The following is a 26708-nucleotide window of genomic DNA, read 5'->3' on the forward strand; positions in this document are numbered from 1 at the left end:
AAGGACTATTCACCTAGCCAGTTCAATGCCGACCGATAATTTAAGATCCAGAATACTAAATAGCTGATACACAATTACTATACGAAATTTTGATTTGAAAACGTACGAAAGTCTTGCTTCGCATCTGCAGTCCTGCTGTTTGCTACAAGTTTTTTGTGATTGACATTGCAAATTGGTTTTATCAACAACGAAAAGCTTTCCGGGGCTGCCAGGTTTATTACACCTAAGCTTAATTTTTATCGCAGCCGTGGGCTTTGTGTGTTAAGAAGCTTCAGGAACATATTACACTGACTCTTTTCAGCGCGAGAGCTAACAAGCAATTATGCTATTACTTTTCGGTCGTCATCAATAAACAGAACCGCCACAGCACCACATATCATCAATATCCCCGCTAACACCAAGGCATATATTGCCTGGTCATTGTAAATATATTTGACGATCATACCACCGAAAAATCCATTTACAATCTGCGGAAGCGTGATAAAGAAATTAAAAATCCCCATGTAAACGCCCATCTTTTTTGCAGGTAATGAGCCAGCAAGAATCGCATATGGCATTGCAAGAATGCTTCCCCAGGCAAGGCCAATGCCTACCATTGAGAATATGAGCAATTTTGGTTCACTGATAAAAAATATCGAAAGCAGACCCACGCCTCCCATTATTAACGAAAACGCATGGGTTGCTTTTCTGCTGGTAGACCTGGCGATATACGGTAACGCAATAGCGTATATCGCGGAAACGCCGTTATAAATTCCGAACAGAAAACTCACCCAATTTCCCGCATCTGCATAGCGAATGGAAGAAGTGTCACCAGGCAAAACCTTGTATATGTGTTGCGCGACAGCTGGCGTGGTGAACACCCACATAGAAAAGAGGGCAAACCAGGAGAAAAACTGAACAAGGCCAAGCTGTTTCATCGTTTTTGGCATGTTTGAAAAATCTGTGATGATACTTCCTAATCCCGATTTTTCCGGACTTTTGTCTTTAGTTGTTTCGGCGAGCTGCTCGGGTGGATATTCATTCGTTGTGATAATCGTCCATAAAATCGCTCCAAGCAATATCGCAGCACCAACGTAAAATGAATAAATGACATTTGGCGGAACCTGACCGGGAGCGGCGGTTTTTGCTACGCCGACATACTCCGACAAAATATAAGGCATCCACGAACCGACAATTGCACCCGCACCGATTAGAAAAGTTTGCATAGAGAATCCCAAACTGCGCTGATTATCGGGTAGCTTGTCTCCTACTAACGCCCTGAATGGTTCCATGGCTACATTAATAGAGGCATCCATGATCATCAGCATGCTGGCGCCAATGATTATCGGAGGCATAAATTTCGCGAGCGACGCCGAGTTTGGCATTAATACAAGGGCCGTTGCAGTCAATATCGCACCAATTAAAAAATAAGGTCGACGGCGACCAAGCCTGTTCCAGGTACGGTCGCTATAATGACCGATGATCGGCTGAATGATCATTCCGGTAATTGGCGCTGCTAACCAGAACAAAGAGAGATGTTCAACATCGGCTCCAAAAGTTTGAAGGATACGAGATGCGTTACCGTTCTGTAAAGCAAATCCAAACTGAATTCCGAAAAAACCGAAACTCATGTTAAAAATCTGCCAAAAGCTTAATTGTGGCTTTACTTTCATATAATTTGAGGTGTCAGCAGTTTATGACCGCCGATTAGTTAATTTAAAATTCAAATATTACGGCGCCCATCGCCGGCACATCAACGGGAAAACCTCCGGACAAATCGACCTTGGAGGTTTTTCCTGATAAAATTTCTTTCACGGTTATTTTCTCTTGTGAACTCAGACTGGCGGGCAGTTTAATACTGGTTGTAAAAGATTTTTCCCTGTCGAAATTTACGGCTACCAAGATCCGCCTGGCAGGCGTATAACGGATAAATGCATAATTATTTTTAGCGAAAGCATCTATGCCTGCTAATTCGACGAGCTGGCCACTACGTATCGCTTCGCTGTTAGCCGAATAGTTCAGTAACGTCGAGTAAAAATCGCGGAGTTTCTTTTGGTCATCCGACAAAAGCGCTCCGTCAAACTCACCTTTGTTCATCCATTTCTGATGTTCCGGAACACCCCAATAATCAAAAATTGTCGTTCGGTTATCATCACCTCCAAAGCCTTCCCGACCAGCCCCCGGTTCACCAACTTCCTGACCAAAATATATCATCGCCGGACCGGAACTGAGTGTTGTTGTCAGAACCATTGCCGGAATTGCATACCAGGGATTTCCAGCAAATCCATTAGACGCGATGCGCTCTTCATCGTGATTTTCGAGGAACCGAAGCATGTGCGAAGCAAAGTTTCGCTGTTGCTGCGTAATATGCGTTATACTGTCAGTACTAGCGCCAGGCTCGTTCCTGATAAGCTTTTTAATTGAATCGTACAACCCGACTTTATCGTAGAGATAATCAAATTTACCTAAGGTGAGATACTTGATATATTGAGTCTGATCGTAGGCCTCAGCGATAAAAATAATCTTAGGATTGATTTTCTTCACCTCAGGAATCACCCAGTTCCAAAACTCAACAGGAACCATCTCGGCCATATCGCAACGAAAACCATCTACTTTTTTCTTAGCCCAAAACACCAGGATATCTTTCATCTTGAGCCAGACCGGCGGCATAGTTTCAAAATGACTTTTATTGTACTGATAATCAACCCCGTAATTTAACTTGACGGTTTCGCACCAATCGTCAATAGAAGGATTCTCCTTAAACACATTGTTTCCGGTTGCCTTGGCGGGATATTCGTCAAACCGCCCGTCCTTCATCGGATTATTAAACTCGCGGCCACCGGCATCGACGCCCTTCGGAACACGGAATCTCTTTCCCGGTATGTAATAAAAGTCGTTCGCCGGAGAAAAGGCCTGGCTTACATCATCGTCTTCACCAAAATTGCGGACACTTTCCGGCTTCACATCAGAATGATAGGTACGTGCTACATGGTTTGGGACGAAATCGATAATCACCTTTAATTTATGCGCGTGTGTTCGTTTGACCAGCGATTCGAATTCAGCCATCCGCTTATTCACATCGATTGCCAGATCAGGGTCAACGTCATAATAATCTTTAATGGCATAGGGTGAGCCAGCACGACCCTTTACAATATCCGGGTCATCCTGCTTTATCCCAAACGATGAATAATCTGTCATCGTAGCATGTTCGATACAACCCGTATACCAAACGTGTGAAATGCCCAGCTTTTTCAAGCCATCAAGCGCCTTATCGTTAACATCATTGAATTTCCCGGTGCCATTCTCTTCTACAGAACCATTGAATTTATTAACTGTATCCTTGTTTCCGAACAAACGCACCATCATTTGATAGATGATCATTTTGCGATTCGGTTGGACAGGCTGTACTGCTGGTTTTGCGGTTTTAGTTTGTGAAAAAACGCTCATTTGGCACGATAAAAAAATCAGGATTAAGACCCGGGTTTTACGATTCATTGCTTCATTTTAATCAGGGCATTACTGTCAGGTCGGATTGGATAGTATGTTGTTTGCCCGATATAACAACAGAAATATCAGACTCGCTATGATTAATTATCCTTACTTTTTCCTTACTAACCCTGACGTTCAGTACAGCACCCCGGAAACTAATATTGAAAGAAAATGAATTCCATTTTTCCGGAAGAAACGGATTAAAATGCAGCACGCCATTGCGAACACGCATGCCCGCGAAACCTTCAACTACACTCATCCAGGTTCCTGCCATTGATGTTATATGCAAACCATCCTCTGTATCATTGTTGTAATCATCCAAATCCAACCGCGACGTACGAAGATAAAACTCGTAAGCTCTTTTTTCGTCACCTAATTTAGCCGCCAGTATAGCGTGAACACAAGGCGATAAAGAACTTTCGTGAACGGTTCTGGGTTCATAAAAATCGAAGTTCCGTCGTAATATTTCATCATCAAACCGGTCTTCAAAGAAATAAAATCCCTGTAAAACGTCGGCCTGCTTGATAAAACACGACCGTAATATTCTGTCCCAGCTCCATTTTTGATTTAATGGCCGATCGGCTGCCGGAAGCTCGCTAACCAGGATTTGCTCCTTATCGAGATAGCCATCCTGCTGAAGAAAAACGCCGAGGTTTTCATCTTCCGGATAGTACATATTGTCGACGATCTTTTGCCAAAGTTCAAACTCTGCCGCCTCATCCAACGAAACTATTTTAGCCATTTCGGCAAATTTTTGCGGATCATTCGCCTTCACCAATTCTGCAACTTCCAAAGCATATTGCATGCACCAAGCCGCGATAGTGTTAGTGTACCAATTGTTGTTTACGTTATTTTCATATTCGTTAGGACCGGTCACACCAAGCATTACATACTTTTGTTTATCGGCGCTCCAGTTAACCCGCTGGCTCCAGAAACGTGCAATGCCGATCAGCACCTCCAGGCCGTAATCCTTCAGATATGACTCATCGTTCGTATAGCGTACATAATTAAAAATCGCGTAAGCTATTGCGCCGTTACGGTGGATTTCCTCAAATGTAATTTCCCATTCGTTATGGCACTCCTCGCCATTCATGGTTACCATCGGATATAATGCCGCACCGTTTTTAAAACCTAATTTTTCTGCATTTTCGATCGCCTTATCTAATTGTTTGTAGCGATACAAAAGGAGATTGCGCGTAACTTCCTGCGGTGCTGTAGCCAGGTAAAAAGGGACGCAGTAAGCTTCGGTATCCCAATAAGTTGAACCGCCATATTTTTCGCCTGTAAAGCCTTTCGGGCCGATATTCAGCCGGGCATCCTTTCCTGTATATGTCTGAAAGAGCTGAAAAATATTGAAACGAATTGCCTGCTGCGCTGCAATATCGCCTTCGATAACAATATCACTTTCCTTCCATTTTTCAACCCAGGCATCTGATTGTTCCTTAAGCAGCGTTTCAAAACCTTTCGCTGCAGCTTCGGTGATATTAGCATTAGCAGTTTTCAGCAAGTGTTCACGCTCATAGTTTTCCGATGAAACATTGGTAGCAAATTTAAAAATCGTAAGAGCATCACCCTGGTTTAGGTTTACTGAAGTCCTAAGGCCAACGAACTTCTCCTTTTTCTCAGGCTCAAAGTCTGAGTTGATATTTTCACCATTCAAAAGGATTTGAGTGCTTATACCTGTACAAACATCGAAGCCGGTCTTCTTGGTTTTTAATGTCAGATACGCTTCGTCATCGGTAATTTCAGAAGAAACTTCCTCCCAGAATTTCTCATCGTAATTGGAATCCTGGTTCTTAACATCGCCGTCCACAAATGAATTAATGTGAATAGTCTCGCTGAAATTCAGCGCGATCAACTCATAACGGATCGCCCCAATCTCGTCGCTTGTAATACTGCAAAAGCGTTTAGTATTCACCTGAACCTGTTTGCCGCTCTTCAATTCAGCCGTAAATAAACGCTCAAGGTAACCCGATTGCATATTCAATATACGCTTGAAGTTGATCACTTTACAAGTAAAAAGATCCAGTCTTTCATCGCCGATAGTGATATCCAGCCCAATCCAGTTTGCCGCGTTCAACACCTTAGCGAAATATTCGGGATAGCCGTTTTTCCACCAGCCAACACGTGTTTTATCCGGATAATAGACACCAGCAACATAATTGCCCTGCAAGGTTTCGCCTGAATAATGCTCTTCAAAATTTGCCCGCTGTCCCATACGGCCGTTGCCAAGACTGAAGATGCTTTCAGATATTTTATTCAAATGAGGATCAAAATCTTCCTCAATGATGTTCCACTCGTTTTTTTGTATATAATTCTTCATACTTACTCTCATTAACGGGTGAGATTCTTAGCTCTCTTTAAATTTCAATTACTTTAAAAATTAGAAAAGCAATATCAAAAGCCAATCGCAACCGATAGTCCCATTTTTCGCTCCAACTCCTCACTCATCCGCACTGTCCTTACGCTTCGTTGCGGGGTATCCGCTTCAACCGGGTTTATTTTGTTCTGTTATGCTTCTATCAACTAATAAAATCAACTCGCCACGTAAGGCTCCCTATAACGTCTTTAGTTTCTTTAAGTCCATTTCGTTCAAACCATTGATTATTAAATCGGCATCTTTTAAAACTGACGAAGACCCAATTCCTACCACTTTCATTCCCGCTGCTTTACCCGCCTGGACGCCTGCAACAGCATCTTCAAAAACCACGCAGTTTTCAGCGCTTTCATTTAGCAATTCGGCACCTTTCAGGAAAACTTCAGGATTTGGTTTTGATGCGGTAACCGTGTTTCCATCAACTATTTCATTGAAAAATGGCGCGAGGTTGGTTCGTTCCAAAATCATTGCTGAATTTTTACTGGCTGACCCAAGAGCGGTTTTAAAGCCATTATCTTTTAGTGATTGCAGAAATTCTAATGCACCAGGCAAAACCTCAGCCGGCGTCATTTTACTGATCATTTCCACGTACCAGTTGTTTTTTATCGTGGCGAGATCCTGGATCTCCTGTTCATTTTTAGTAACGCCGCCCCAGCCTAAAATAAGTTTTAGCGAATCGATGCGGCTGACACCTTTCAGATGTTCATTTTGCGCTTCGGTGAAATCGAATCCCAGTGAATTGGCCAGCCGTTTCCATGCCTGATAATGATAAATAGCCGTATCAACGAGCACTCCGTCGAGATCGAATAAACAAGCTGGATAAGATTTTGAATAGTGGTTTTTTGTAGTGCCCATTCCGTTATTTTAATTCTAAAACCAGCGTTGTTTTTGCAGGCACTTTTAACGTAATAATTGATGACAACTCCTCTCCGCTGATTATATTCCTGGCTTTTTCAAAAGCTTTTGTACGCTCAAAAAAACGGTCAGTCGACATTTCCTTTTCCTGCTCGTTGCTGTTGAAAATCACCATAATAGTTTTAGACTCATCGTATCTAAAGTACACATAAATTCCATCTTGCGGGATATACTGCATCAGCTTACCGCTTTGCAGCGCAGATGTGGTTTTGCGATAGTTCGCCAGCTTCTTTACGAAGTTGAACGCTTCGTTTTCTTTAGCTGTTCTTCCGTTTTCTACAAACTTATTTGTCGTATCGTCTTTCCAGCCACCCGGAAAATCCGAGCGAACCAAACCGTCAGGATTAGAAAAATTTTTCATCAGGATTTCTGTTCCATAATAAATTTCTGGTATTCCGCGCATAGTTAGCAATAGCGCCATTCCTGATTTAAACTTATCAAAATCTTCTCCAACCATCGAATAGAAACGGCTCATGTCATGATTATCCATGAACACCACATTTTTAGAAGGATCTTTGTAAAGAAAATCCTGAGCTAAGGTTGCATACAAACGATTCACACCGTCAGTCCAGCCATTTTTGCCATTCAGTGCTTCATAGATTGCGTCTTTCAAAACTGCATCTGTTACGCCAGGTAACCGGGTATCGAAACCCCTGTTGACAACATTTCCACCGGCAAAAAAAGCCTGGTTGGCAACGGACCAAACGAGCGTTTCGCCAAAAATTGAAAGATTTGGAAATTCGGCTTTCAGCTTTTGTGCCCAGTCAGCCATATAAGCTGGGTCGTTGTAAGGATAAGTATCTAATCGTAAACCATCAATTCCCGCATATTCAATCCACCAGATGTGGTTTTGTGTTAGATAATTTTGAACGAACGGGTTTTCCTGGTTCAGGTCGGGCATTGACGGAACGAACCAGCCATCAAGCATTTGTTTGCGGTCCGCCTCAGAAGCGTGCGGATCCATAACTGTTTGATCGCGATAGGTGGTTTGCGTATACTTTGGCCACTGATGAACCCAGCTTTTCATTGGCAAATCGGTAAAAAACCAGTGGTTGGTGCCAATGTGATTATGTACGATGTCTTTAATTACTTTCAAGCCCATCGCATGGCACTTTTCAACATACGATTTGTAGAGTTCGTTCGTGCCGTATCTCGGATCAATTTTGTAGTGATCAGTAGCGGCATAGCCATGATATGAAGCTTGTTGCATGTCATTTTCAATCTCTGGCGTCATCCAAACTGTTGTTACACCAAGTTCTTTGAGATAAGGAAGATGATTGATCAGGCCCTGGATATCTCCGCCATGACGATAATACATTGAATCACGATTCAAAGACGTTTCCTTTAAGCCTTTTACTACATCATTAGATTGATCCCCGTTTGAAAAACGATCCGGCATCAGCAGATAGATTAAATCGGCCGATGTTACACCTTTAACGCGATCGGTTTGCGTTGAACGGTCTTTAAATTCATAAATGTGCTGCGCTATAACCTTGCCGTTTTCAATGAACTGAATAGGAAACTTTCCGGCCTTAGCTGCAGAAGAAATACTCAGATCCAGGAACAGGTAATTGGGATTTTCAACTTTGTTCACCTTTACCAGCCGGACTCCGGGATAGGCTAGTTTTACCTGGCTATTTGCAATTCTATCGCCATGAACCAGAAGCTGCAAACTGGGATTTTTCATACCAACCCACCAGTTGGCAGGTTCAATCCGCTCAAGCTTTGGTAGCTGCGCAAATAGATTTAATGATAGAAAAACGAGTAGTAAAGTCGAAATTTTTCTCATGTACGAAATATGCTTGTAAAAAGATCCTGCAGGATGATCGACCCTGCAGGACAAAATAAATTTAGTTTTTAACCAGGTTATAAGTGCCACCGGTAACTTTTTTATTCGAATCGTAAGTTAAACTTAGCGTTACGGTATACTTGCCAGCTTCCGCTACGGCGATATTTCCGCCGCCAGCTGTCAGCGTGCCGTTGCTTCCGCCAAGGTTCACATCCCAGGCATCATTCATACGGAATTTTATGTCTCCTGAAGTAAGAGTTGTTGTAAGTTTCCAGGTGTTCTTTCCGTCATTGATAAATTTCATATCCGTGTCAGCATCCCAGCCGCCTGCCGTTGCGCTTCCAATCAAACCCCATGAATCAAATTTTTCGACAGTCCAGGTTTTCTTATTCATGTCGGCAGTAACAAGCTTTAGTCCAGCAGTTCCAACGTTCAGATTTCCACCCGAAGTGCTCAAACTTCCGGCACCGGCATCACCGTAAGCTACGTCCCATTTCTTTTCTGGTGTAATTTTGAAATCAAGGCTGCCGGCAGGAAAATTGATAACACCCTGGTATATGCCATTGCTTGAAGTAGATACCAAACTATCAGCCGTTGAGGGATTCCAACCCTGGTATGCGCCAGGGGCATAAATCCAGGCCGAAGCCAGGTAAGGTGTTGCTGATAATGTAACAACATTCGAGAAAGTCATAGCATTGATCGCAGCGCCCGATTTTAATCTTACATCGATTTGGGCAGGTTCGCCAACTTTTATTCCCAGAGCCAGTAACATGTTGTTAAAATCAGCCGTCGTTGGAGAAAAAGTAGTCGTGGCTACCACGTATTCCTTTGGATTTGAAAAATTGTTGCCTTTTACATCGAATTGGATTGTAGATGTTACAGGAACTGTATAACCGGTTACCGTAGCAGCCGGAAAAGCAAGCGTTACCGCAGGTTTAGCCTGATTAGCCTGTGTTAAATTTAACGTTGTGGCTGACGCCGTAAGTTGTCCGGCCGGACTAACATCGGCCACCACCTGGGTTTCGTCTTTTTCGCACGACCATAAACTAACACTGATTAGTGCGAGTGCAATGGATTTTATAATCGATAATTTCATTGTATTAGCTGAATTTTAATAACCCGTATTTTGAACCAGATTTGGATTAGCAATTAAATCTGCTGTAGGAATTGGGTACAGATTGCGGTATGCCGGGATTCCGGCTCCCGATTTCGCTCCGCCTTTATACGGCCAAACATAACTTGCATCCGTAAACTTGCCGTATCTAACTAAGTCCGTACGGCGGAAACCTTCCCAGTATAGCTCTCTTCCGCGCTCATCTAAAAAGAAATCGGTTGTTAAAGCGCCTACACTACCCGATGCATTTCCATAAGCACGCTGACGTAAAGAGTTTACGTATGTTAAGGCCTGCGCCTGGCTGCCACCGGATCCGCCGCGTAACACAGCTTCTCCGTAAATCAGGTATTGCTCAGCTAAACGGAATAAAGGAAAATCCAATGAAGCGAACGTTCCGTTTAAAGAAGCAGGAGTTGTACCGGCCGAGGTAACGTTTTTAAATTTCGTCACACGCAGTCCATCGGTAAACACTCCGATCTCATCAACAGCTGACTTTGTACCGAAGAAAACTCCTCGTTTATCAGCATTGCCATTAGGATCCGGGAACAGAGCCGGTAGATTCTGACGAGTTCTGTTTCCTCCCCATCCACCATTCGGAACGCCGTATGATTTCGGATTCATATCGCCGTTTATAGCAGCGTTAATAATGAAAGTAGTTCCACCGTAATTGGTTCCTTTAGTACCGTCGTAATTGATCGATAAAATTGTTTCCGGATTATTCGTGTCGTTATCAGCCAGAAATAAGTCTTTGTAATTAGGCTTTAGCGAGTAACCCGCATTGATAACTTTGCTTGAATAGGTAATCGCTTCCGTGTTTTTAGCAGTGCCGGTATATACCTGAGCATTCAGATACAATCTTGCAAGCAACGCCCAGGCAGCTGCCTGATCGGCACGTCCATACTCATTTGTACGGGGGGCTGCTAAGTCAGTTTCGATAGCCTTCAATTCTGATTCGATGTAACTAAACAATTCCTGCCGGCTGATTTGCTTTGGCGAAACTTTGCCTATCGCATCATTTTCGGTAACAAACGGTGGATTTCCAAAACCGTCAATTAAAACCCAATATTGAAAGGCACGCAAAAAACGTGCTTCTGCGCGGTAACGATTAACATTTGTGAGTTCTGAGCCAGTAATTCCGCGGCCTGCCAGTTTTTCAGGAGTACTTTCACGAATAAATTCGTTGCATACGGTAATCTGGTAAACGGCACGTGAATATAATCCGCGAAGGAAAACGTTATCGGCCGACCATGTCGAATTATCCAATTCAGGGATCCCGATATCGCCCCATGAACATACTGCTTCATCAGTTGGTAATTCCTGTGCTGTCCAGAATAAACGGAGAAAATCTGAGAAACCCGCATTGATGCCGCCAAGGTCGCTATTGTCAGACCCGGTTGCGCTTGTTAATGCGTAGCTGGCGTATAATTTTACCAGTTCCTGCTTGTAACCTGCCGGTGTTGCATAAACCTTATCCGCCGTTAAATCATTGGTAGGCGTCAGGTTTAAGTCGTCTTTCGTACATGCATTGAGGGAAAATAACAGAACCCCGCTTGCGATAATTATTTTAAATGAATTCTTCATTTTCGTTTCTTTATTAAAAACCAACATTCACACCCAAAGTATAAGTTCGCGGACGAGGGTAAAGATTATAGTCAATACCAGAACTTAATTCAGGATCCAATCCTTTGTAATTAGTTATTGTAAACACATTTTGGCAATTTGCCGATATACGCAATGTGGCCGGGCTGTTAGGCGATAATTTGCCAAAGTTATAAGCCAATCCCAAGTTGTCCATTTTCAGGAACGATGCGTTTTTAACGTAGTAATCGCTTAAAAACTCGTTCGATTGGAAGTTCGTGTTATAAATATCCGCGTCGGCGTTATTTATCAGGCCGCTCGGACTAAGCACGTTTGAACGGATTCCAAAATTTGAAGAAACGTTATCATAAACGTAGTTATCGATATTGGAACGCAACACAGCGCTTAATGTCCATTTTTTGTAATCCAAAGAAGTATTGAATCCAAAGAAGAACTTAGGATCAGGAGATTTGTAGAAATACTGATCACTTGTATTGATAACTCCATCGCCGTTCAGATCTGCGTATACATTTTCAAGTGGCTTGCCGCTGGCATCATATACCTGTTTGTATACGTAAAATGATCCCGGAATTTCGTTAACTGAATTATATTTTAGCGTCGTTCCTGTAGCTCCTGTAATATCGCCTGCGGAAACTTTGCCTCCCGGATCAGGATATAAAGTAAGGTTTGTTACTTTACGTTTATTGTAAGTTCCGTTTATTCCGATATTCCAGTGCAGGTTTTCAGTATTGATCGCATTGAAATTAATGCTCGCTTCGATACCTCTTACATCCATGTTACCAACGTTGGTGGTTAACAAGTTGCTAAAATTCGTTCCAACCGGAATGTTAACGGTACTTAAAAGATCTTCAGTTTTTTTGTAGTAAACATCTACAGCACCGAAAATTCGTCCGCGCATAAATTCGTAATCGATACCCGCGTTGTAAGTGGTGGTCGTTTCCCATTTCAGGTCGGGATCATAAGCAGCTGGGCTGTAATAGTTATAAAAAGTATTTCCTACCTGGTACTGACCGGTATTACTGCTTGAGTAATATTTTGACAAATAATCATAGTCTTTGATGCCGTCTTTATTACCTGTTTGCCCGTAGCTTAAGCGTAATTTCAGATCAGAAATTGCTTTGCTGTTTTTCAGGAAGTCTTCGCCGATAACTCTCCAGGTAAACGCAGCTGACGGGAAGTAACCCCAGCGGTTATTTTCAGCAAACTTTGATGAACCGTCTGCACGCATTGTTCCTGACAGGATATATTTGTCGTTAAAAGTATAAATCAAACGTCCGTAGTACGATAATAATTTGTTACGGTAAACATCATCAGGAAAAGACGGCGTTGTTAGAACCTCGCCAGTTCCTTTATAAGTTGGGAAATAGAACAGCGTGCGTGCGTTATCGTAGTAACCATAACCAGCTGTTACGTCAAACTTACTTTTAATGCTTTCGACTGTTTTTACGTAATTCAAGTAAAACTCCGCGAATTTATCATGGTTAAGATTTTTTGAATTGGTAATCGAGCCGCTTGTTGCAGCGCTTTGTGCGGCATAAATTGGCACTCGGATAGAGCCGTATCCTTTGGATACGTCATAACCAACGTTCAAATTCGCATGAAGTTCAGGTAAGAAATGCAAAGAATAATCGAGCTTTAAATTACCAAAGCTTCTTTCCGCATTTCCGTTGTTATCCTGCTGACGAATTAAAGCCACCGGATTTCTTGGAGCGTTCGGGTTTGGAACCGAACCCTGGATCCATTCATAATACCCGCCAAAAGCGTTATTTGCATATACAGGCTGAGTAGGATCAAATTGTATTGCTGAGCCGATGGCACCGCTGTTTGCGTAGTGATTTCCGGTCAAAGATCCTTTTACATTCAGATCAATCTTCAAATGATCAGTGAAAAGTTTTGGCGAAAGATTGATCGCGGCTGTCGCACGGTTAAATTTGTCGGTTATCAACAAGCCTTGCTGATCAAGATACCCGCCTGACACGCGATAAGGAACTCCTTTAAACGAACCCGCTACGCTCAGATTATTATCCGTTGAAAATGCATTTTGATAGATCTCATCCTGCCAGTCGGTATTAGCTGTGCCTAATAGTGCCTTTTGAGTAGCGTTGCCGTTCGCGTTCACGAATTCCCGGATCTGATCTGCTGACAATACATCCACTTTTTTAGCGACGGTAGCGATGCCGTTATTGGTGCTAAAATTAATGACCGGCGCTCCAGCTTTTCCTTTCTTCGTAGTGATCAATACCACACCATTAGATGCTCTTGAACCATAAATAGCTGTTGCATTGGCATCCTTTAAAACGGTGAAAGTCTCGATATCATTGGGGTTGATTAAAGAAAGAGGGTTCGGCGCATTATCAATGGTATTGCCGCTAAAAGGAACACCATCAATTACGATTAACGGATCATTGCTTGCATTAAGAGAAGCACCACCGCGGATACGTATCGTACTTCCGACACCAGGCTGGCCGCTGTTTGAAAGAACGTTAACTCCCGCAACCTTACCGGCTATTAACTGCTCAGGTGTTGTGATGGTTCCTTTCTGGAAATCTTTCGAGTTTACAGTTGCAACAGACCCGGTCAAATCCTTTTTCTGCTGGGTACCATAACCAATAACAACAACCTCATTCAGGTTTTGAGCGTTAGGCGCCAGCTTAACTGAAGTAGTTACAGCTCCGTTTACATCAACAGCAACTTCTTTTTGCTGGTAGCCAATAAAGCTTACTACTAATACTTGCTGTCCCTGTGGAACACCGCTCAGGCGAAATTGGCCGTTCGGGCCGGTAGACGTTCCTTTGGCTGCACCTTTTATAGCTACAGATGCGCCAGGAAGCGGTTGATTCGTTTCATCAATAACGGTTCCCGAAATGCTGCCGGTTTGAGCGTTTGCCATAACTGCAAAAGAACAAATCAGTAGTGTAAGGAATCCATTTCTGATTAAGTAAAATAAATTCATTTTTAACTGGATTTTGTAAAAAAATAATTGGTTTTTAACTGTGTACTTACTTGCCGATAAATTTAGATACCACAAAACCATTTCAAAATTTTGTACTAAATTTTAGAAAATCACAATATTTTATACTGATAAATGAAAATTTTCAAATCAAACAGTTGGTCAATTAGAATTGTATTCCCGACACATTTATTACACAAATAATTGAAAATCAAAATTTTAAAAATCAAAAAACATCTAAAAAGTGTAAGTTAAACACTATGTAAATTTGTCAATATTTTTCGGGAACGATACCGGGAACGTTCCCGAAAAATATTCAAGCAGATGGGTAGTTTTGATGGAATTCTGCGTAAAACGGCCTGTTGGCTGATATTTCTTATTCAGATTTAACCTTTCGTGTACAATTAAATCTTGTCAGCGCTTGAGTCGCGCCTGAAGATGCGTGAATTAAGAATCACGTGTTCGTTTACATGGGCAGTTGGCCCTTGCTCAAGTGATTTGAACAAAAGCTTTGCCGCACGGATACCCATTTCGAAGGCAGGCTGCGTAATTGTAGTAAGTGAGGGATTCAATAAGGGTGCGATCTCGAGGCTCGAAAAGCTAATCACTTTCATATCGTTTGGAATCCTGATTCCTTCATCCTGGCATACATAATAAGTTGCAAACGCCAAACGTTCAACGGACGCAAAAACACCATCGGGTTTTAAGGTATGAAAAGCCTCTTTAAGCAGCTTGTAGTTTTTTTTGTGATCGTTGCTGCAATCGATTATTAACTGGTCGTCTATCGCTACTTTATGTCGCTTCAAAGCATCTTCATAGCCCAGCATACGGGTTTTACCAATCGATAAGCTCTTGTTTACAACCAGGTAAGCGATTTTTTTGCATCCCCGTTTGATTAAATGTTCGGTGGCAGCATAACTGCTGTCGTAGTCGTTTGTGGTAACTTTAGCTGTATCAATATCTTCATAAACCCGGTCGAAAAAGACAAGCGGTATTTTTTTCTGACTAAACCTATTTAGATAAGTATGATCATTGGCTTCACCGGAAACCGACATGATTACGCCGTCTGCCTTGCCGTTATGGAGATGGCTGATGAACGAAACTTCTTTCGAGTAATCGTCCTCGGTAGCAAGAATCAGGACATGATAACCTTTTTCCCGCGATACCTGCTCGATTCCTTTGATAGCCTGCGCGAAAAAGTTATTTGCGAGCTCGGGAACCACAACCGCAATAGTTTTACTTTTTTGCTCGCGTAAATTACTGGCGTGATGATTAGGCTGGTAACTAAGTTCGCTGGCTCGCTTAAGAATCCGCTCTTTAGTCTCTTTATTAATATCGCTGTTTCCCCTGAAAGCCCTTGAAACCGTAGATGTTGATATGCCTAGTTCTTTAGCAAGCTTTTTGATATTAATACTGTCCATTTAATCCCAAATGTAAATAAACCATTCAAAGATTTATAAAAGGATGCCTTTCATTAATAAAACAGCTATAGAAAAGTAGATAACAAGGCCGGTTACATCAACCAGTGTGGCGACAAACGGAGCTGAGGATGTTGCCGGATCGGCGCCAAGTTTTTTCAAGAGCAAGGGCAGCATAGATCCAGCCAACGAGCCCCACAAAACGACACCTATTAATGCAAGGCCCACCGTAAGGCCAACGAGAAACCAGTGTGGCCCGTAAATATTTGTAAACAAGGTCCATGCAAAAATCCGCATAAAGCCAATAATGCCTAGTGTTACGCCTAACAATAATCCCGATAATATCTCGCGCCGCATTACGCGCCACCAGTCTTCTACGGTAATTTCACCTAAAGCCATCGCCTGGATAATCAGTGTTGAAGCTTGTGATCCGCTATTACCTCCGCTGGAAATAATTAACGGAACAAACAAGGCGAGTACGACAGCCTTGGCTATCTGGTTTTCAAAAAAACCCATCGCAGTCGCTGTTAACATTTCTCCTATAAAAAGTATAATAAGCCAGCCAACCCGCTTTTTGACTAGTCGTAGAAGCGGCATGTCAAGATAAGGCTCATCGAGAGCTTCGGTACCCCCGATCTTCTGTATATCTTCCGAATACTCTTCGTGAGCGATCCAAAGAATATCATCGATGGTTACAATGCCCAACAATATTCCTGTTTCATCGATAACAGGCAATGCTGTACGGTTATTCATCCGGAAAACATTAATGGCCTCTTCCTGCGGGTCGTTAACATGCAAAGCGATTAACCGGTTATCCATTAAGTCGCTCATCTTCGTTTCCTGTTTAACCAGTAAGATTTCCCGAATACGGATATCGTCAAGTAAAACACCGTTTTCATCCAGGATGTAAATCACATCGATTGTTTCAGAATTTTTGCCATACCGCCTGATGTGTGACAGAACCCTGGCAACATCCCAGTCCTTGTTAACAGCAACGTAATCAGGCGTCATTAAGCGGCCTACGCTGTCTTCTTTATAACCAAGCAGTGAAAGTGCCTCTTTTCTCTCGTCATGCGGCAAAAGGATGATAAGCTGCTTTACCACATCTCCATGCAATTCGCTAAAAAACGAAGTACGGTCATCCGGCGGGAGTTCATTAATTAATTCTGATATCTTGGCGCCGGAGAGCTTTTTGAAAATACGCTCCTGGGTAGGAAAATCAAGGATACGAAAAACGTTAACAGCACGATTTATCGACAGCGTTTCGATAAACTTCGCACCATATTCGGGCATTTCATCTACGAGCTGTTCAACTTCAGAAATATTTAGTTCATTGAGGAGCTTTTTAAGTTTACGGTCATTGCCACCTTCAAGCAGCATTTCAATTTCTTCAGTCAGTTGCTCCATCTTGATTTTTTAACTTATCCGGAGATTCTAGTCACATGGCAAACAGGCATTTATTAAAACACCTTCTGGGATTACTTAATTTTTGCGCGGGCTGTTTTCACGTCAGCAGCAACAACGGCGCTGGCTTTATTACCGAAACTGTTACGCACATAGGTAAGTACATCGGCAATCTGTTTATCTGTTAAAAAGCTTTGCGAAGGCATTACATTTTCATAAGTATCACCATTTATCTCCTCATGCGTATCAAGTCCCTTTAACAGGATATTGATCAGCTTTGTTTTTTCACCGAGAACCTGTGAGGTTTTAATCAGCGGAGGGTTTAAATTGGGAACGCCGCCACCGTTAGCCTGATGGCAAGTTACGCAGTATTGTGTATAAACCGCCTTTCCAGCGGCGATAGATGAAACTGCAGTAACGCTGGTTTTTGCGGTTGACGCTTTTTTTGTCTGCGCATTGATACTAAAACATGTGGATAGAAAAACGAAAGCAAGAAAAAAACGCATTATTATTTTTGGTAAGATATTTTATAGATCGTGCCTTTTACATCATCGGAAACATAAAGTGAACCATCTGGTCCCTGCGCTAATCCACATGGACGGTGCTGAGCTTCATTAGTGCTTACAACCTTGTCTGTTCCTGCAAATCCTTTGGCAAAAATTTCCCAATCGCCGGCCGGTTTGCCGTCCTTGAATGGCACAAATGCTACAAAATACCCTTCTTGCTGAGGGCTGCGATTCCATGATCCATGGAAGGCAATGAATGCGCCATTCTTATATTTTTCCGGAAATTGACTGCCAGTATAAAACAGCAATGCGTTCGGTGCCATGTGGCCGGGAAAAGCAGCCGCAGGATCAATGTACTTATTATCTGCTTCTTTTTTGCCATCACCGCCATATTCGGGAGCAACGATTTTTTTCTTCTGAAGCTGATCATAATATAGATACGGCCAACCGGCATTATCGTCTTTTTTCAATTCGTACATACATTCAGCTGGCAATTCGGCTGATTGCTGCTCGGTATATAAATCGGGAAACAAATCATGTAACTGATCGCGTCCGTGCTGCATAACAAACAAGGTGTTTGTCTGTTTATTCCAGTCGAGACCTACTACGTTTCTTAAACCGGTAGCGTAACGTGTCCCATCGCCGTAGGTTTGATTAAGTTTATCAGCCTTGAATTGCCAGATACCACCGGCCGAATCAAGGATCGGGCAACCTTCACGTCCCATTGACCCTTTTTGGCGATCCTTTTGCTGGCAGGAATTTGAGTAAGCACCGATATTTACATATAAATTATCGTCGTTATCAAAAGCTATCGATTTTGAGTTGTGCTGGCCGCGGTCGATTAACCCGGTTACTACAGTTTCCGGCTTTGAGGGATCAGAAACCTGTTGCTGATCGTTTAATTTATATCGGAAAACTTCTTTATTGGACGAAGCATATAAATATCCGTCATGTATTGCGATTCCAGTTCCGCTATAGTTGCCGAAAGCAGGAGTCTGCTCGAAAGAATTTCCATTGCTTTTCAGCATGACAATACCGCCATTTTTTGATCTGTCCAGTTTCACAAAAAGATCGCCTTTTGAATTAAATGCGATATGCCGGGCTTTTCCCAACTTATCGGCAACCACCGATGCCTTAAAACCCGCTGGTAATGTAAGTCCGGGCGAGGCCTGTTGAGCATTAACGTATGAATGAGCCAGTAAAACTGTGCTCAACAAAATGAATGTTTTTAAGATTTTCAAAGATTTCATGTCACTGGATTAAGCCTTGTTGATAACTAAATAAGATAAATTAAGTTTGAGATATGCTAATTCGCACGAAACTAAATACAAATTTCAATAAGTGAAAAACCATGTTGAATTTTCAATCGTATTTAACTTACATTCTATCAATATTTTATGAAAACTAACTATTTTATTCGCAAGTCTGACACGAAACTGTGTCACATTTTCATGGCATTGAGCCTATGTCTCATACTGGGATCTTCCTGCACGAGCGAACACAAACGTTCTGACAACACCGACAGCATTGACAGCTCTCACACCGTCGATACAATGGCTACCGCGACGCCGGAAGTAAAACCAAGTGGTGAAAAGCCTGAATGGGGTAAAGACATTAAGCCTGAAATGCAGGCAGTAATTGAAAAACTGGCGAGCTATAAGGATACGCCCATTCCGCAGCTGGTTCCGAAACAGGCCCGCAAAAATCACACACCGACAGATGCCGTAAAAGATCTGATGAAGGAAAATCAGATTCCAATGCCCCCTTCAAAAGTCGACACGATGGGAAAAGAGATTGCGGTAACCGGGGGAAATATCCACTTACGTATTTATACTCCTAAAAACAGCAACGGGCCATTTCCGGTAATCGTTTATTATCATGGCGGAGGTTTTGTAATCGCTAACCTCGACGTTTATGACGCATCGGCTAAAGGTTTGGCCGAACAAGTTGGCGCTGTAGTAGTTTCTGTCGCTTACCGGCTGGCTCCGGAACATAAATATCCAACTGCACATCACGACGCCTTTGCAGCCTACAAATGGGTAACTCAAAATGCGGCTTCTATAAAAGGTGATCCAAAGAAAATAGCAGTGGTTGGCGAAAGTGCCGGCGGAAACCTGGCTTGCAATGTAAGCATCATGGCCCGTGATAACAAAATCACTCAGCCGGTTCATGAGGTTTTAATTTATCCAGTTGCTAATTCTGACATGAACGCGGAATCATATCAAAAGTATGCAAACGCGAAACCTCTTGATAAAGCTATGATGATGTGGTTTGTAAAATACTATACTTACAGTCCGGAAGAGGCCAGAGCACCGATGATATCGCTGGTGAAAGCCAATCTTAAAGGATTGCCGCCTACAACAATCATTAATGCGGAGATAGATCCCCTTGAAAGCGAAGGAAAATTATTGGCAGATAAAATGAAAGATGCCGGTGTGGACGTTAATCGTAAATTATATGACGGCGTAACCCATGAATTTTTCGGAATGGCAGCTATAGTGCCACAAGCCAAAGATGCGCAGGCTTTTGCCGCCGATCAGTTAAAAAAAGCGTTTGGCATGTAAGGTCAAACTGATTAATAAGTTTTGAAACAGCCGCTTTTAAATAAAAAGGCGGCTGTTTTTATGAGCCGCCTTTTAACAAAACAAGAAATACTTTATTTCTTAATCGAGAATTTATAAATCGACGAGGTTTTATAAGTCTGACCAGGCTTTAACTCGGTTGATGGATAGGTAGGCTGATTCGGAGAATCAGGGAAATGCTGCGTTTCCATGCAAAAGGCAGTACGGTGATCATCCTTGATACCATTTTTAAAGGTATTTTGCGCCTGCATAAAATTTCCGGTGTAGAATTGCAAGCCAGGCTCCTGGGTTTCGATGTCCATTTGAATTCCTGACTTGTCACCAACTACAGTTGCCGCGTGGTGCATTGCGGGGCCGGCGTTATCCAGCACGTAGTTATGGTCAATACCTTTTCCATTTTTCAATTGAGTATTGTCTTCATTTATTTTCCCGCCAATAGCTGCTGGTTTTTGAAAATCAAACGGAGTGCCTGCAACAGGCTCGAATTTCCCCAGTGGAATCAAAACAGTGTCAACCGGTGTATACTTACTGGCATCGATCTGCGCAATATGATTTAAAATAGTTCCGCTTCCTTCGCCATTCAAATTGAAATATGCGTGGTTTGTGAGGTTACACACTGTTGGTTTATCAGTTGTTGCCTCATATTCCATTTTTACAGCGTTATCATCAGTGAGAGTGTAAACAACCTTCACTTTCAAATTTCCTGGAAAACCCTCTTCTCCATCCTTTGACAGATAAGTAAATTCAACAGATTGATCATTCAACTGCTTTGCATCCCAGACTTTTGACTGAAAACCGTTTTTACCTCCATGCAGAGTCTGCCCGTTGTTATTTACCGAAAGATTGTATTCCTTGCCTTCCAGTGTAAATTTTCCTTTAGCAATACGATTACCGTACCGTCCGATTGTTGCACCGTAGTAAGCTTCTGTTGATTTCAGGTATCCTTCCACGCTGCCAAAACCTACAACTACGTCAGTCATTTTGCCATCTTTATCTGGTACGATGAGGCTAACAATACGGCCGCCGTAATTTGTGAAGGCAGCCTGCGCATTGTTTTTATTTTTCAGGATGTACAAATCAGTTTTTTTACCGTCTGTCGTTCCTTCAAAATTTGCCTTATCAGGTATTGCCGCTGTTTTTGCGCTGTCTGTTTGGACAGAATCTGCACCGTTTCCTGTTTGTTGATTACTGTTTTGATTGCAGCTCGCAAAAATTATCGCCGAAGCCGCCATCACTGCTAATGATTTTAAATTCATGGGTTAGTATTGATTGGTTTAATTATCTTAATAAATTTCAATTTCAGGTATTTTTCTGACAAACTATGTCGAAGCATTCATCCTTCACAGGAAAATATGCATCTATTTACTTTCCGAGGGAACAGGCAGTTCGACACCTTCTTTAACCGGCTCCCCAAAATTAGGTGTTCCGTCTTCATTCCAGGTAAATTTCTGTGCTCTCGGCGAACGGAAACCACCGCAACCCAACCCTGGTTTATTATTGGCGTGATACAATATCCAGTCTTCAGTACCATCTGGCGATTTAAAGAAAGAATTGTGACCGGGTGCATATACATTATGTTCCGGAGATTGTTTGAAAACCGGTTTTTCAGATTTTTTCCAGGAAGCAGGCTTTAATAAATCACTACCAGCTGACGCACTTAGCAATCCCAGTGTATAAAAATCCGTCCAGCAGCCACTGGCAGAAAAGATGATGAAAATTTTATCGCCATGCCTTAAAAACTGCGGACCTTCATTTACATCAACGTGCGGCGGATTCACATCGTCATGCAAATCACCAATAGTTTCCCATTTATAAGTCGGCACCGAGATCTTAACACGTTCGCCCGCTACCGTCCATGGATTTTTGAGCTTTGCAATAAATATTTCTTGCTTACCGTTCTTACTTCCTTCCCATCCTGACCATATCATATAAAGCTGGTTGTCAATTTCCGCTATATCGCCATCAATGGCCCACCTATTCGTTGAATCGCCGACTTTCCCTTTAAAAACCCATTCCCCTTTCATAGGGTCAGCTGATGAATTCTCCAGAACGTACATCCGGTGGTTGTCGTTTTTCCCGTCATCTGCTGCAAAATAAGCGTACCATTTTCCCTTGAGAAACAATACTTCAGGCGCCCATATTTCTTTGGAATAATTGGTACCAGCCGGCGGCGTCCAAATGACTTTCTTAGGTGCGGTTTTCAAATCGGCGATGCTTTTGCTTTTCCATAAAACGATGTTATGGCCGGTCGTATTGGTGTAATAATAATATCCGTCTTTATAAAAACTATATGGATCGGCCCCGGACGGCAACAAGGGATTTGTGAAAGTTGCTTTCTGAGCCAGGCATGAGAGTACAAGTCCGAATAGAAGAACAGTGGATAGAATTTTTTTCATGATTTTAATTGATTTCCAGATCATTTTTCTCCGGAAGTTTTGGATAAGCTGAATGCGGTTCTTGCTGATACCAGTAAGAAACCGTTATGATATCTGATTTTTGCGGTAAATATCTTCCGCCGGACATCCATCCCAAATCCTGGATGGTTACCTTTAAATTTTTATCAAAGCGAATCGGATCCTGAATATGCCAGCGGTACATCCCGAAACGCTGTTGAGATGTATACAAGCCATCGGGGCGAATTACCTGGTGCAATCCGGCATATGGCGTAGAAAATTCCTGGTATTGATGAGTGCGTTTATTTTCAAAATTATAAGATCCGCAAAAATAGTCTTCGGTTCCGGTGCCGACTATTGTAGCATTCTCCTTATCACCGTCCATAAAGAATTTAATTTCTCCTTCGCCCCACCAGCCGTTGTTATTAACACCGATTGCCATGTATGTACCTACATATTGCCCCTTGCCGGTTACGCCGTCGAGAATTGTGTGAACAGAATTCTTAGTTGGTTTGCTTCGGCGATACTGCGCGTGAAAATATCCCTCGTCTGCAGCGACCGTTGTTAAGGTATAATCAACCTGGTAATACAAGCGCATCGCTTCATCCTTATTAATATTTTCCATGGTGATTTTACATTTTTTACGAAAAGGCATTTGCCAGTACGAGTTAAATGCGCTGCCGGGATTTACTGTAACCGCAAGTGAGTTAAGCGGGGAGAAATCGTTCCAGGCCATACCAAAAAAAGCTCCCACCGGACATTCGATCGAAGGCTCTTTTTCATCATCCCAATAAACACGCATGATGGTAAAACTCCAGTTGCCGGTAGGTGTCATCCATATATGCTGGACAGCTCCCGGGCCCTCCATCTCTGCTATAGTTACGGTCTCGCCGGCGTTAATAATTATAAAGGGATTTACTTTCCACCCGGTGCCAAGATCTCTTGCTTCATTGGCAGCATTCGCCACATTCCGTTTGCCTTTATCCTTCACCGGATCAGCCAAAGCGCCTTTCCCTTTTGCGCCGGTAAAATTTTCCGGACTTATGGACCGTGATTTCGCATCAGATAATTTGGAAAGATTTCCGAGGTTCATGTTCAACCCGTTGAACGGATGTTCCTGAGAAAAAGCCAACGACGCAAAGCACGTGAAAATGCATAATAAAAAGAGGCCTCTCCAGCCTGCTGTTACTTTTTGAGAAACGGCGAAATACGTTACTTTCATCACGGTGGTCTCTTTAATTCAAAAAGCTGTCGGCACCCCTACCGACAGCTTCCAACCAATTATTAACCTATTACTACTAAAGGTTATTTTTAAACCGCCTGGGCAGTTTATATTTTCCATAGGCGTAAAAGCCTTTTTTTTCATGTGACGCTGACTTTGTCGTTTAATCGTTGGTTAGCCGCCAGCTCAATAATCCAAAGCTGGCAATTTTTACAATCAACAAAGAACTGTATCGTATCAATATTTCAACAAAAAGTATCATTTTGCATTCCCTCGTTAAGCTTGTTTCGGATTCCTAACAAACTTATTTTATCATATTAATCATGTTTGCTATAAATCGTATTGTGACTTTTGTAATAACTACCGGCAAGCCGGTAGTTATTACAAAAGTCAATCTATTTGAGCTGGATTTTCTCAGGCGCAGAATATGCTAACTCCGGAACACCGATGGTTTTAACACCAACCCTCGCATAAACAGCTTCACCATTTGCCAGCGATGCCGGGATTGTAGCAGTAATTGTCAACTGCTGGTTAATATCCTGGATATTAGCGGCTGGAACTACAGTCGCCGCATCCTGGTTTAATTCATCTACCAGTGCTGTTTTATAAATATACAACTTTACAAACTCAAGATTTTTTGTTGTATTGACACGTTGAATATTAACAGTGCTTGTTACAGTTAAATTATTGCGCTGATAAGCAGCACTTTTTACCAGAAAATACGGATCAACAGGAACATCGACAACAGTATTTCCTTTTACAGTGATTTTTATAGAATCGGTATTGTCTGCCCAGGGACCAACGCCTCTCTGACGAGTTAATAAATACTCGCCGTCAAACAGCCTGGCGGAAAAAGATCCATCCTGCGCAACATAAACCGGAATTTTACTGAAGAAATCATATCCATGTTGCCACAATTCGAGTTGAACACCATTAGAACGCAGTCCAATCGGCGTGCTCTGGTAAACCACACGACCTGTCAGCATTGATTCCGGCGCTTCATAATTATCCTTTTTACACGCTGTAATAGCTATAGCAGCAATAGCAAACAGCCCTATAATATTTCTAATAATTTTCATGATTCATTTAGTTAAATGGATTTGGAACAATTTTCGGATTGTTATTTAACACACTTTGATCAAATGACGAATAATAGTTAAACAACTGGAAAAACCTTGGCGCTCCAAAACGTGGCGCTCTAAGCTTATCAAATACAATTTTTCCATCTCTCGGATCACCCGGACGAACAACTCTGTAAGGGTATAATGCATAAACAACATCTTCCGGGTTGGATTCTGTTCCGTTCCATACTTTATCCGCTATTCTCCAGCGTTTTAAATCCCAAAGGCGATGATCTTCAAATGCAAGTTCTGACCTTCTCTCTTTACGCACTTTTTCGAGCGTTAAGGTTGCAGATGAGTAATTGTTTGCCCCAAATCCAGCACGCTCTCTTATCGCGTTGGTATATGTTAGCGCATCAGAAATCTGGCCTAATTCAAACGCTGCTTCGGCAGCATTGAGATAAATTTCGCCTAAACGAAACCATACCCACCAAACATCGCTTTGAATACCACGTGTTGATGTTCCTGCACCAGAATCAATGTATTTCCTTAAATAAAATCCAGTGTTGGATACTTCCATAATTGAACGGTGGGGGCCTGACGGTGCTACCAGCAATTTTCCGTCGGTATAAGCAGAACCCAAATCTGCCGACTCAACTGTTTGATAAGCGTTGGTTGCAGCATCCCATTTTTTAACGCCTGCCTGCATATCAATTGCCAGACCTTTAAAGCTGGCACCTGGAAAAATTACGGTTCCATAAAGCCTAGCGTCTTTATTAGCGAACAAGTCTGTCGTTTTATCAAAATAAATGTAATCGCTGTTATCAGGGGTTCTGATTTTCAAAGTTCCCGCTGTTCCGTCGAGATTATCATAGCTTTCTACCAGATTTAGTGAAGGCGTAATATTCGATGAGCTTAAATTATCTTCACGGATTCCGCGAGCGATATTGTCATAGGTAAAGCCATGCTTTTTAGCCTTTGATGTCAGGAAGTCGCGTACAAAAATCACCTCCTTATTATTAGCTTTCTTCACAATCGCTTCGTAGAAGTTTTCGCCCGGGTTTGGATTTCCCTTGTAAAGTGAATAGGCTCCGCTGTTGATAATTGCTTTTGAAGCATCCAATGATTTTTGGAAATATTCGTTGGCTCTTGACGCAGGTATTCCCACCTCGCCCCCGGCAGTAACAACGCTTGGCGTAAGCAAAGCATTATATTTTGCGATTGTTGCGGCATATAACATCGCGCGACTTTTTAACGCGAGACAAGTATATTTATTGGCACGACCAGTACTTCCTCCATTTGCGATCACATCCTGGATAGCATCCATTTCACTAGCGATAAAGTCATAAACTTCAGCTTCTTTTGCCCTTGGTTGTTGCAAAGGACTTGGATCGCCGCTGTAATCATAGATTAATTGCGATGTCACTAAAGGTACGCCGCCCATCCTTTTTACCATTTCAAAGTATTGGTATGCCCTGATAAATCTAAACTCGGCTTTCAGCTGGGTTTTCTGCTCGTCGGTTAACGATGAGCCTCCATATTTATCAACATTGTCGATAGCCAGATTTAAATCCCTGATGAAGCCATAATCATATAAACGCCACCAGTCACGGCCATAAGATGGAATATCGTTACGCCATTGGTCGTTTGAATTTCCTGACCACAACGCATCGTCGTAAACCGACATATTTCGCCATTGAGATCCAGCCTGGTCAGTCAAACCCTGATCAGTAGGCATCCGGTTATAATAGTTGGCAAGCAGTCCCACGATAAGTTTCGGGTCCTTCCACAAATCCTCGTCGGTAACAATACTGACCGGTTCACGTTCTAAAAAATCTTTTTTGCAAGAAACGGAGCTTAAAAGAAGCCCTACACCCACAATGATGTATTTTGATATATTTTTCATCTCT

The 26708-nt window shown here is 42.4% G+C and carries 18 protein-coding genes; 1 reads left to right on the forward strand and 17 read right to left on the reverse strand.

Going from position 1 to position 26708, the window contains the following annotated elements:
* Positions 1-320: 320 nt before the first annotated feature.
* From GS399_RS08330 to GS399_RS08385, 12 genes are all read right to left on the reverse strand, one after another.
* Positions 321-1610 (reverse strand): MFS transporter, encoded by a 1290-nt coding sequence (locus GS399_RS08330; RefSeq protein ID WP_237487905.1) that lies wholly within the window; start codon positions 1608-1610, stop codon positions 321-323.
* An 85-nt stretch (positions 1611-1695) separates the two neighbouring features.
* Positions 1696-3360: an alpha-amylase family protein gene (locus GS399_RS08335; RefSeq protein WP_237487906.1), complete on the reverse strand. Its 1665-nt coding sequence runs from the start codon at positions 3358-3360 to the stop codon at positions 1696-1698.
* A 127-nt stretch (positions 3361-3487) separates the two neighbouring features.
* A complete protein-coding gene (locus GS399_RS08340; protein WP_160844156.1) occupies positions 3488-5791 on the reverse strand; it encodes a glycoside hydrolase family 65 protein in 2304 nt (767 codons plus the stop codon).
* 234 nt (positions 5792-6025) lie between these two features.
* The gene (pgmB, locus tag GS399_RS08345) at positions 6026-6700 is read right to left on the reverse strand and encodes a beta-phosphoglucomutase (protein WP_160844157.1); all 675 of its coding nucleotides are present in this window, start codon (positions 6698-6700) and stop codon (positions 6026-6028) included.
* A 4-nt stretch (positions 6701-6704) separates the two neighbouring features.
* Complete coding sequence (locus tag GS399_RS08350) at positions 6705-8549, reverse strand: glycoside hydrolase family 13 protein (protein ID WP_160844158.1); 1845 nt, start codon at positions 8547-8549, stop codon at positions 6705-6707.
* 61 nt (positions 8550-8610) lie between these two features.
* Positions 8611-9645, reverse strand: coding sequence for a SusE domain-containing protein (locus GS399_RS08355; protein ID WP_160844159.1), 1035 nt, complete (start codon positions 9643-9645; stop codon positions 8611-8613).
* A gap of 15 nt (positions 9646-9660) precedes the next feature.
* The gene (locus tag GS399_RS08360; protein WP_160844160.1) at positions 9661-11244 is read right to left on the reverse strand and encodes a RagB/SusD family nutrient uptake outer membrane protein; all 1584 of its coding nucleotides are present in this window, start codon (positions 11242-11244) and stop codon (positions 9661-9663) included.
* A gap of 13 nt (positions 11245-11257) precedes the next feature.
* The gene (locus GS399_RS08365) at positions 11258-14215 is read right to left on the reverse strand and encodes a SusC/RagA family TonB-linked outer membrane protein (RefSeq protein ID WP_160844161.1); all 2958 of its coding nucleotides are present in this window, start codon (positions 14213-14215) and stop codon (positions 11258-11260) included.
* A 401-nt stretch (positions 14216-14616) separates the two neighbouring features.
* Positions 14617-15633, reverse strand: a complete 1017-nt coding sequence (locus GS399_RS08370; RefSeq protein ID WP_160844162.1) for a LacI family DNA-binding transcriptional regulator — start codon at positions 15631-15633, stop codon at positions 14617-14619.
* Between the two features lie 33 nt (positions 15634-15666).
* Positions 15667-17037 carry a magnesium transporter gene (gene mgtE, locus GS399_RS08375; protein WP_160844163.1) on the reverse strand — a complete coding sequence of 457 codons (1371 nt, stop codon included), beginning with the start codon at positions 17035-17037 and terminating at the stop codon, positions 15667-15669.
* Positions 17038-17108: 71 nt separating this feature from the next.
* A complete protein-coding gene (locus tag GS399_RS08380) occupies positions 17109-17540 on the reverse strand; it encodes a c-type cytochrome (RefSeq protein ID WP_160844164.1) in 432 nt (143 codons plus the stop codon).
* 2 nt (positions 17541-17542) lie between these two features.
* Complete coding sequence (locus GS399_RS08385) at positions 17543-18790, reverse strand: PQQ-dependent sugar dehydrogenase (RefSeq protein ID WP_160844165.1); 1248 nt, start codon at positions 18788-18790, stop codon at positions 17543-17545.
* Between the two features lie 147 nt (positions 18791-18937).
* On the opposite strand from GS399_RS08385, the gene GS399_RS08390 reads away from it, so the two are divergent.
* On the forward strand, positions 18938-20104 hold the full coding sequence (locus tag GS399_RS08390) for an alpha/beta hydrolase (RefSeq protein ID WP_237487907.1): 1167 nt from the start codon (positions 18938-18940) through the stop codon (positions 20102-20104).
* Positions 20105-20196: 92 nt separating this feature from the next.
* Here GS399_RS08390 and GS399_RS08395 read toward each other — a convergent pair whose 3' ends face one another.
* From GS399_RS08395 to GS399_RS08415, 5 genes are all read right to left on the reverse strand, one after another.
* Positions 20197-21378: an aldose epimerase family protein gene (locus GS399_RS08395; RefSeq protein ID WP_160844166.1), complete on the reverse strand. Its 1182-nt coding sequence runs from the start codon at positions 21376-21378 to the stop codon at positions 20197-20199.
* A 102-nt stretch (positions 21379-21480) separates the two neighbouring features.
* Complete coding sequence (locus GS399_RS08400) at positions 21481-22518, reverse strand: glycoside hydrolase family 43 protein (protein WP_160844167.1); 1038 nt, start codon at positions 22516-22518, stop codon at positions 21481-21483.
* A 4-nt stretch (positions 22519-22522) separates the two neighbouring features.
* Complete coding sequence (locus tag GS399_RS08405) at positions 22523-23737, reverse strand: glycoside hydrolase family 172 protein (RefSeq protein WP_160844168.1); 1215 nt, start codon at positions 23735-23737, stop codon at positions 22523-22525.
* Positions 23738-24132: 395 nt separating this feature from the next.
* The gene (locus tag GS399_RS08410) at positions 24133-24816 is read right to left on the reverse strand and encodes a DUF3823 domain-containing protein (RefSeq protein WP_202409408.1); all 684 of its coding nucleotides are present in this window, start codon (positions 24814-24816) and stop codon (positions 24133-24135) included.
* 7 nt (positions 24817-24823) lie between these two features.
* Positions 24824-26704: a RagB/SusD family nutrient uptake outer membrane protein gene (locus GS399_RS08415; RefSeq protein WP_160844169.1), complete on the reverse strand. Its 1881-nt coding sequence runs from the start codon at positions 26702-26704 to the stop codon at positions 24824-24826.
* Positions 26705-26708: the final 4 nt, after the last annotated feature.

The organism is Hufsiella arboris (assembly GCF_009834875.1).
GTDB classification, from domain to species: Bacteria; Bacteroidota; Bacteroidia; order Sphingobacteriales; family Sphingobacteriaceae; genus Hufsiella_A; species Hufsiella_A arboris.

Excerpts from the sequence above, each read along its gene's own strand:
- GS399_RS08355 (WP_160844159.1), bottom strand. The coding sequence starts at position 9,645 with ATGAAATTATCGATTATAAAATCCATTGCACTCGCACTAATCAGTGTT.
- GS399_RS08410 (WP_202409408.1), bottom strand. The coding sequence starts at position 24,816 with ATGAAAATTATTAGAAATATTATAGGGCTGTTTGCTATTGCTGCTATA.
- GS399_RS08395 (WP_160844166.1), bottom strand. The coding sequence starts at position 21,378 with ATGAATTTAAAATCATTAGCAGTGATGGCGGCTTCGGCGATAATTTTT.
- GS399_RS08335 (WP_237487906.1), bottom strand. The coding sequence starts at position 3,360 with ATGATCATCTATCAAATGATGGTGCGTTTGTTCGGAAACAAGGATACA.
- GS399_RS08360 (WP_160844160.1), bottom strand. The coding sequence starts at position 11,244 with ATGAAGAATTCATTTAAAATAATTATCGCAAGCGGGGTTCTGTTATTT.
- GS399_RS08340 (WP_160844156.1), bottom strand. The coding sequence starts at position 5,791 with ATGAAGAATTATATACAAAAAAACGAGTGGAACATCATTGAGGAAGAT.
- GS399_RS08370 (WP_160844162.1), bottom strand. The coding sequence starts at position 15,633 with ATGGACAGTATTAATATCAAAAAGCTTGCTAAAGAACTAGGCATATCA.
- pgmB (WP_160844157.1), bottom strand. The coding sequence starts at position 6,700 with ATGGGCACTACAAAAAACCACTATTCAAAATCTTATCCAGCTTGTTTA.
- GS399_RS08415 (WP_160844169.1), bottom strand. The coding sequence starts at position 26,704 with ATGAAAAATATATCAAAATACATCATTGTGGGTGTAGGGCTTCTTTTA.
- GS399_RS08405 (WP_160844168.1), bottom strand. The coding sequence starts at position 23,737 with ATGAAAGTAACGTATTTCGCCGTTTCTCAAAAAGTAACAGCAGGCTGG.
- GS399_RS08385 (WP_160844165.1), bottom strand. The coding sequence starts at position 18,790 with ATGAAATCTTTGAAAATCTTAAAAACATTCATTTTGTTGAGCACAGTT.
- GS399_RS08350 (WP_160844158.1), bottom strand. The coding sequence starts at position 8,549 with ATGAGAAAAATTTCGACTTTACTACTCGTTTTTCTATCATTAAATCTA.
- GS399_RS08330 (WP_237487905.1), bottom strand. The coding sequence starts at position 1,610 with ATGAGTTTCGGTTTTTTCGGAATTCAGTTTGGATTTGCTTTACAGAAC.
- GS399_RS08365 (WP_160844161.1), bottom strand. The coding sequence starts at position 14,215 with ATGAATTTATTTTACTTAATCAGAAATGGATTCCTTACACTACTGATT.
- GS399_RS08400 (WP_160844167.1), bottom strand. The coding sequence starts at position 22,518 with ATGAAAAAAATTCTATCCACTGTTCTTCTATTCGGACTTGTACTCTCA.
- GS399_RS08380 (WP_160844164.1), bottom strand. The coding sequence starts at position 17,540 with ATGCGTTTTTTTCTTGCTTTCGTTTTTCTATCCACATGTTTTAGTATC.
- mgtE (WP_160844163.1), bottom strand. The coding sequence starts at position 17,037 with ATGGAGCAACTGACTGAAGAAATTGAAATGCTGCTTGAAGGTGGCAAT.
- GS399_RS08390 (WP_237487907.1), top strand. The coding sequence starts at position 18,938 with ATGAAAACTAACTATTTTATTCGCAAGTCTGACACGAAACTGTGTCAC.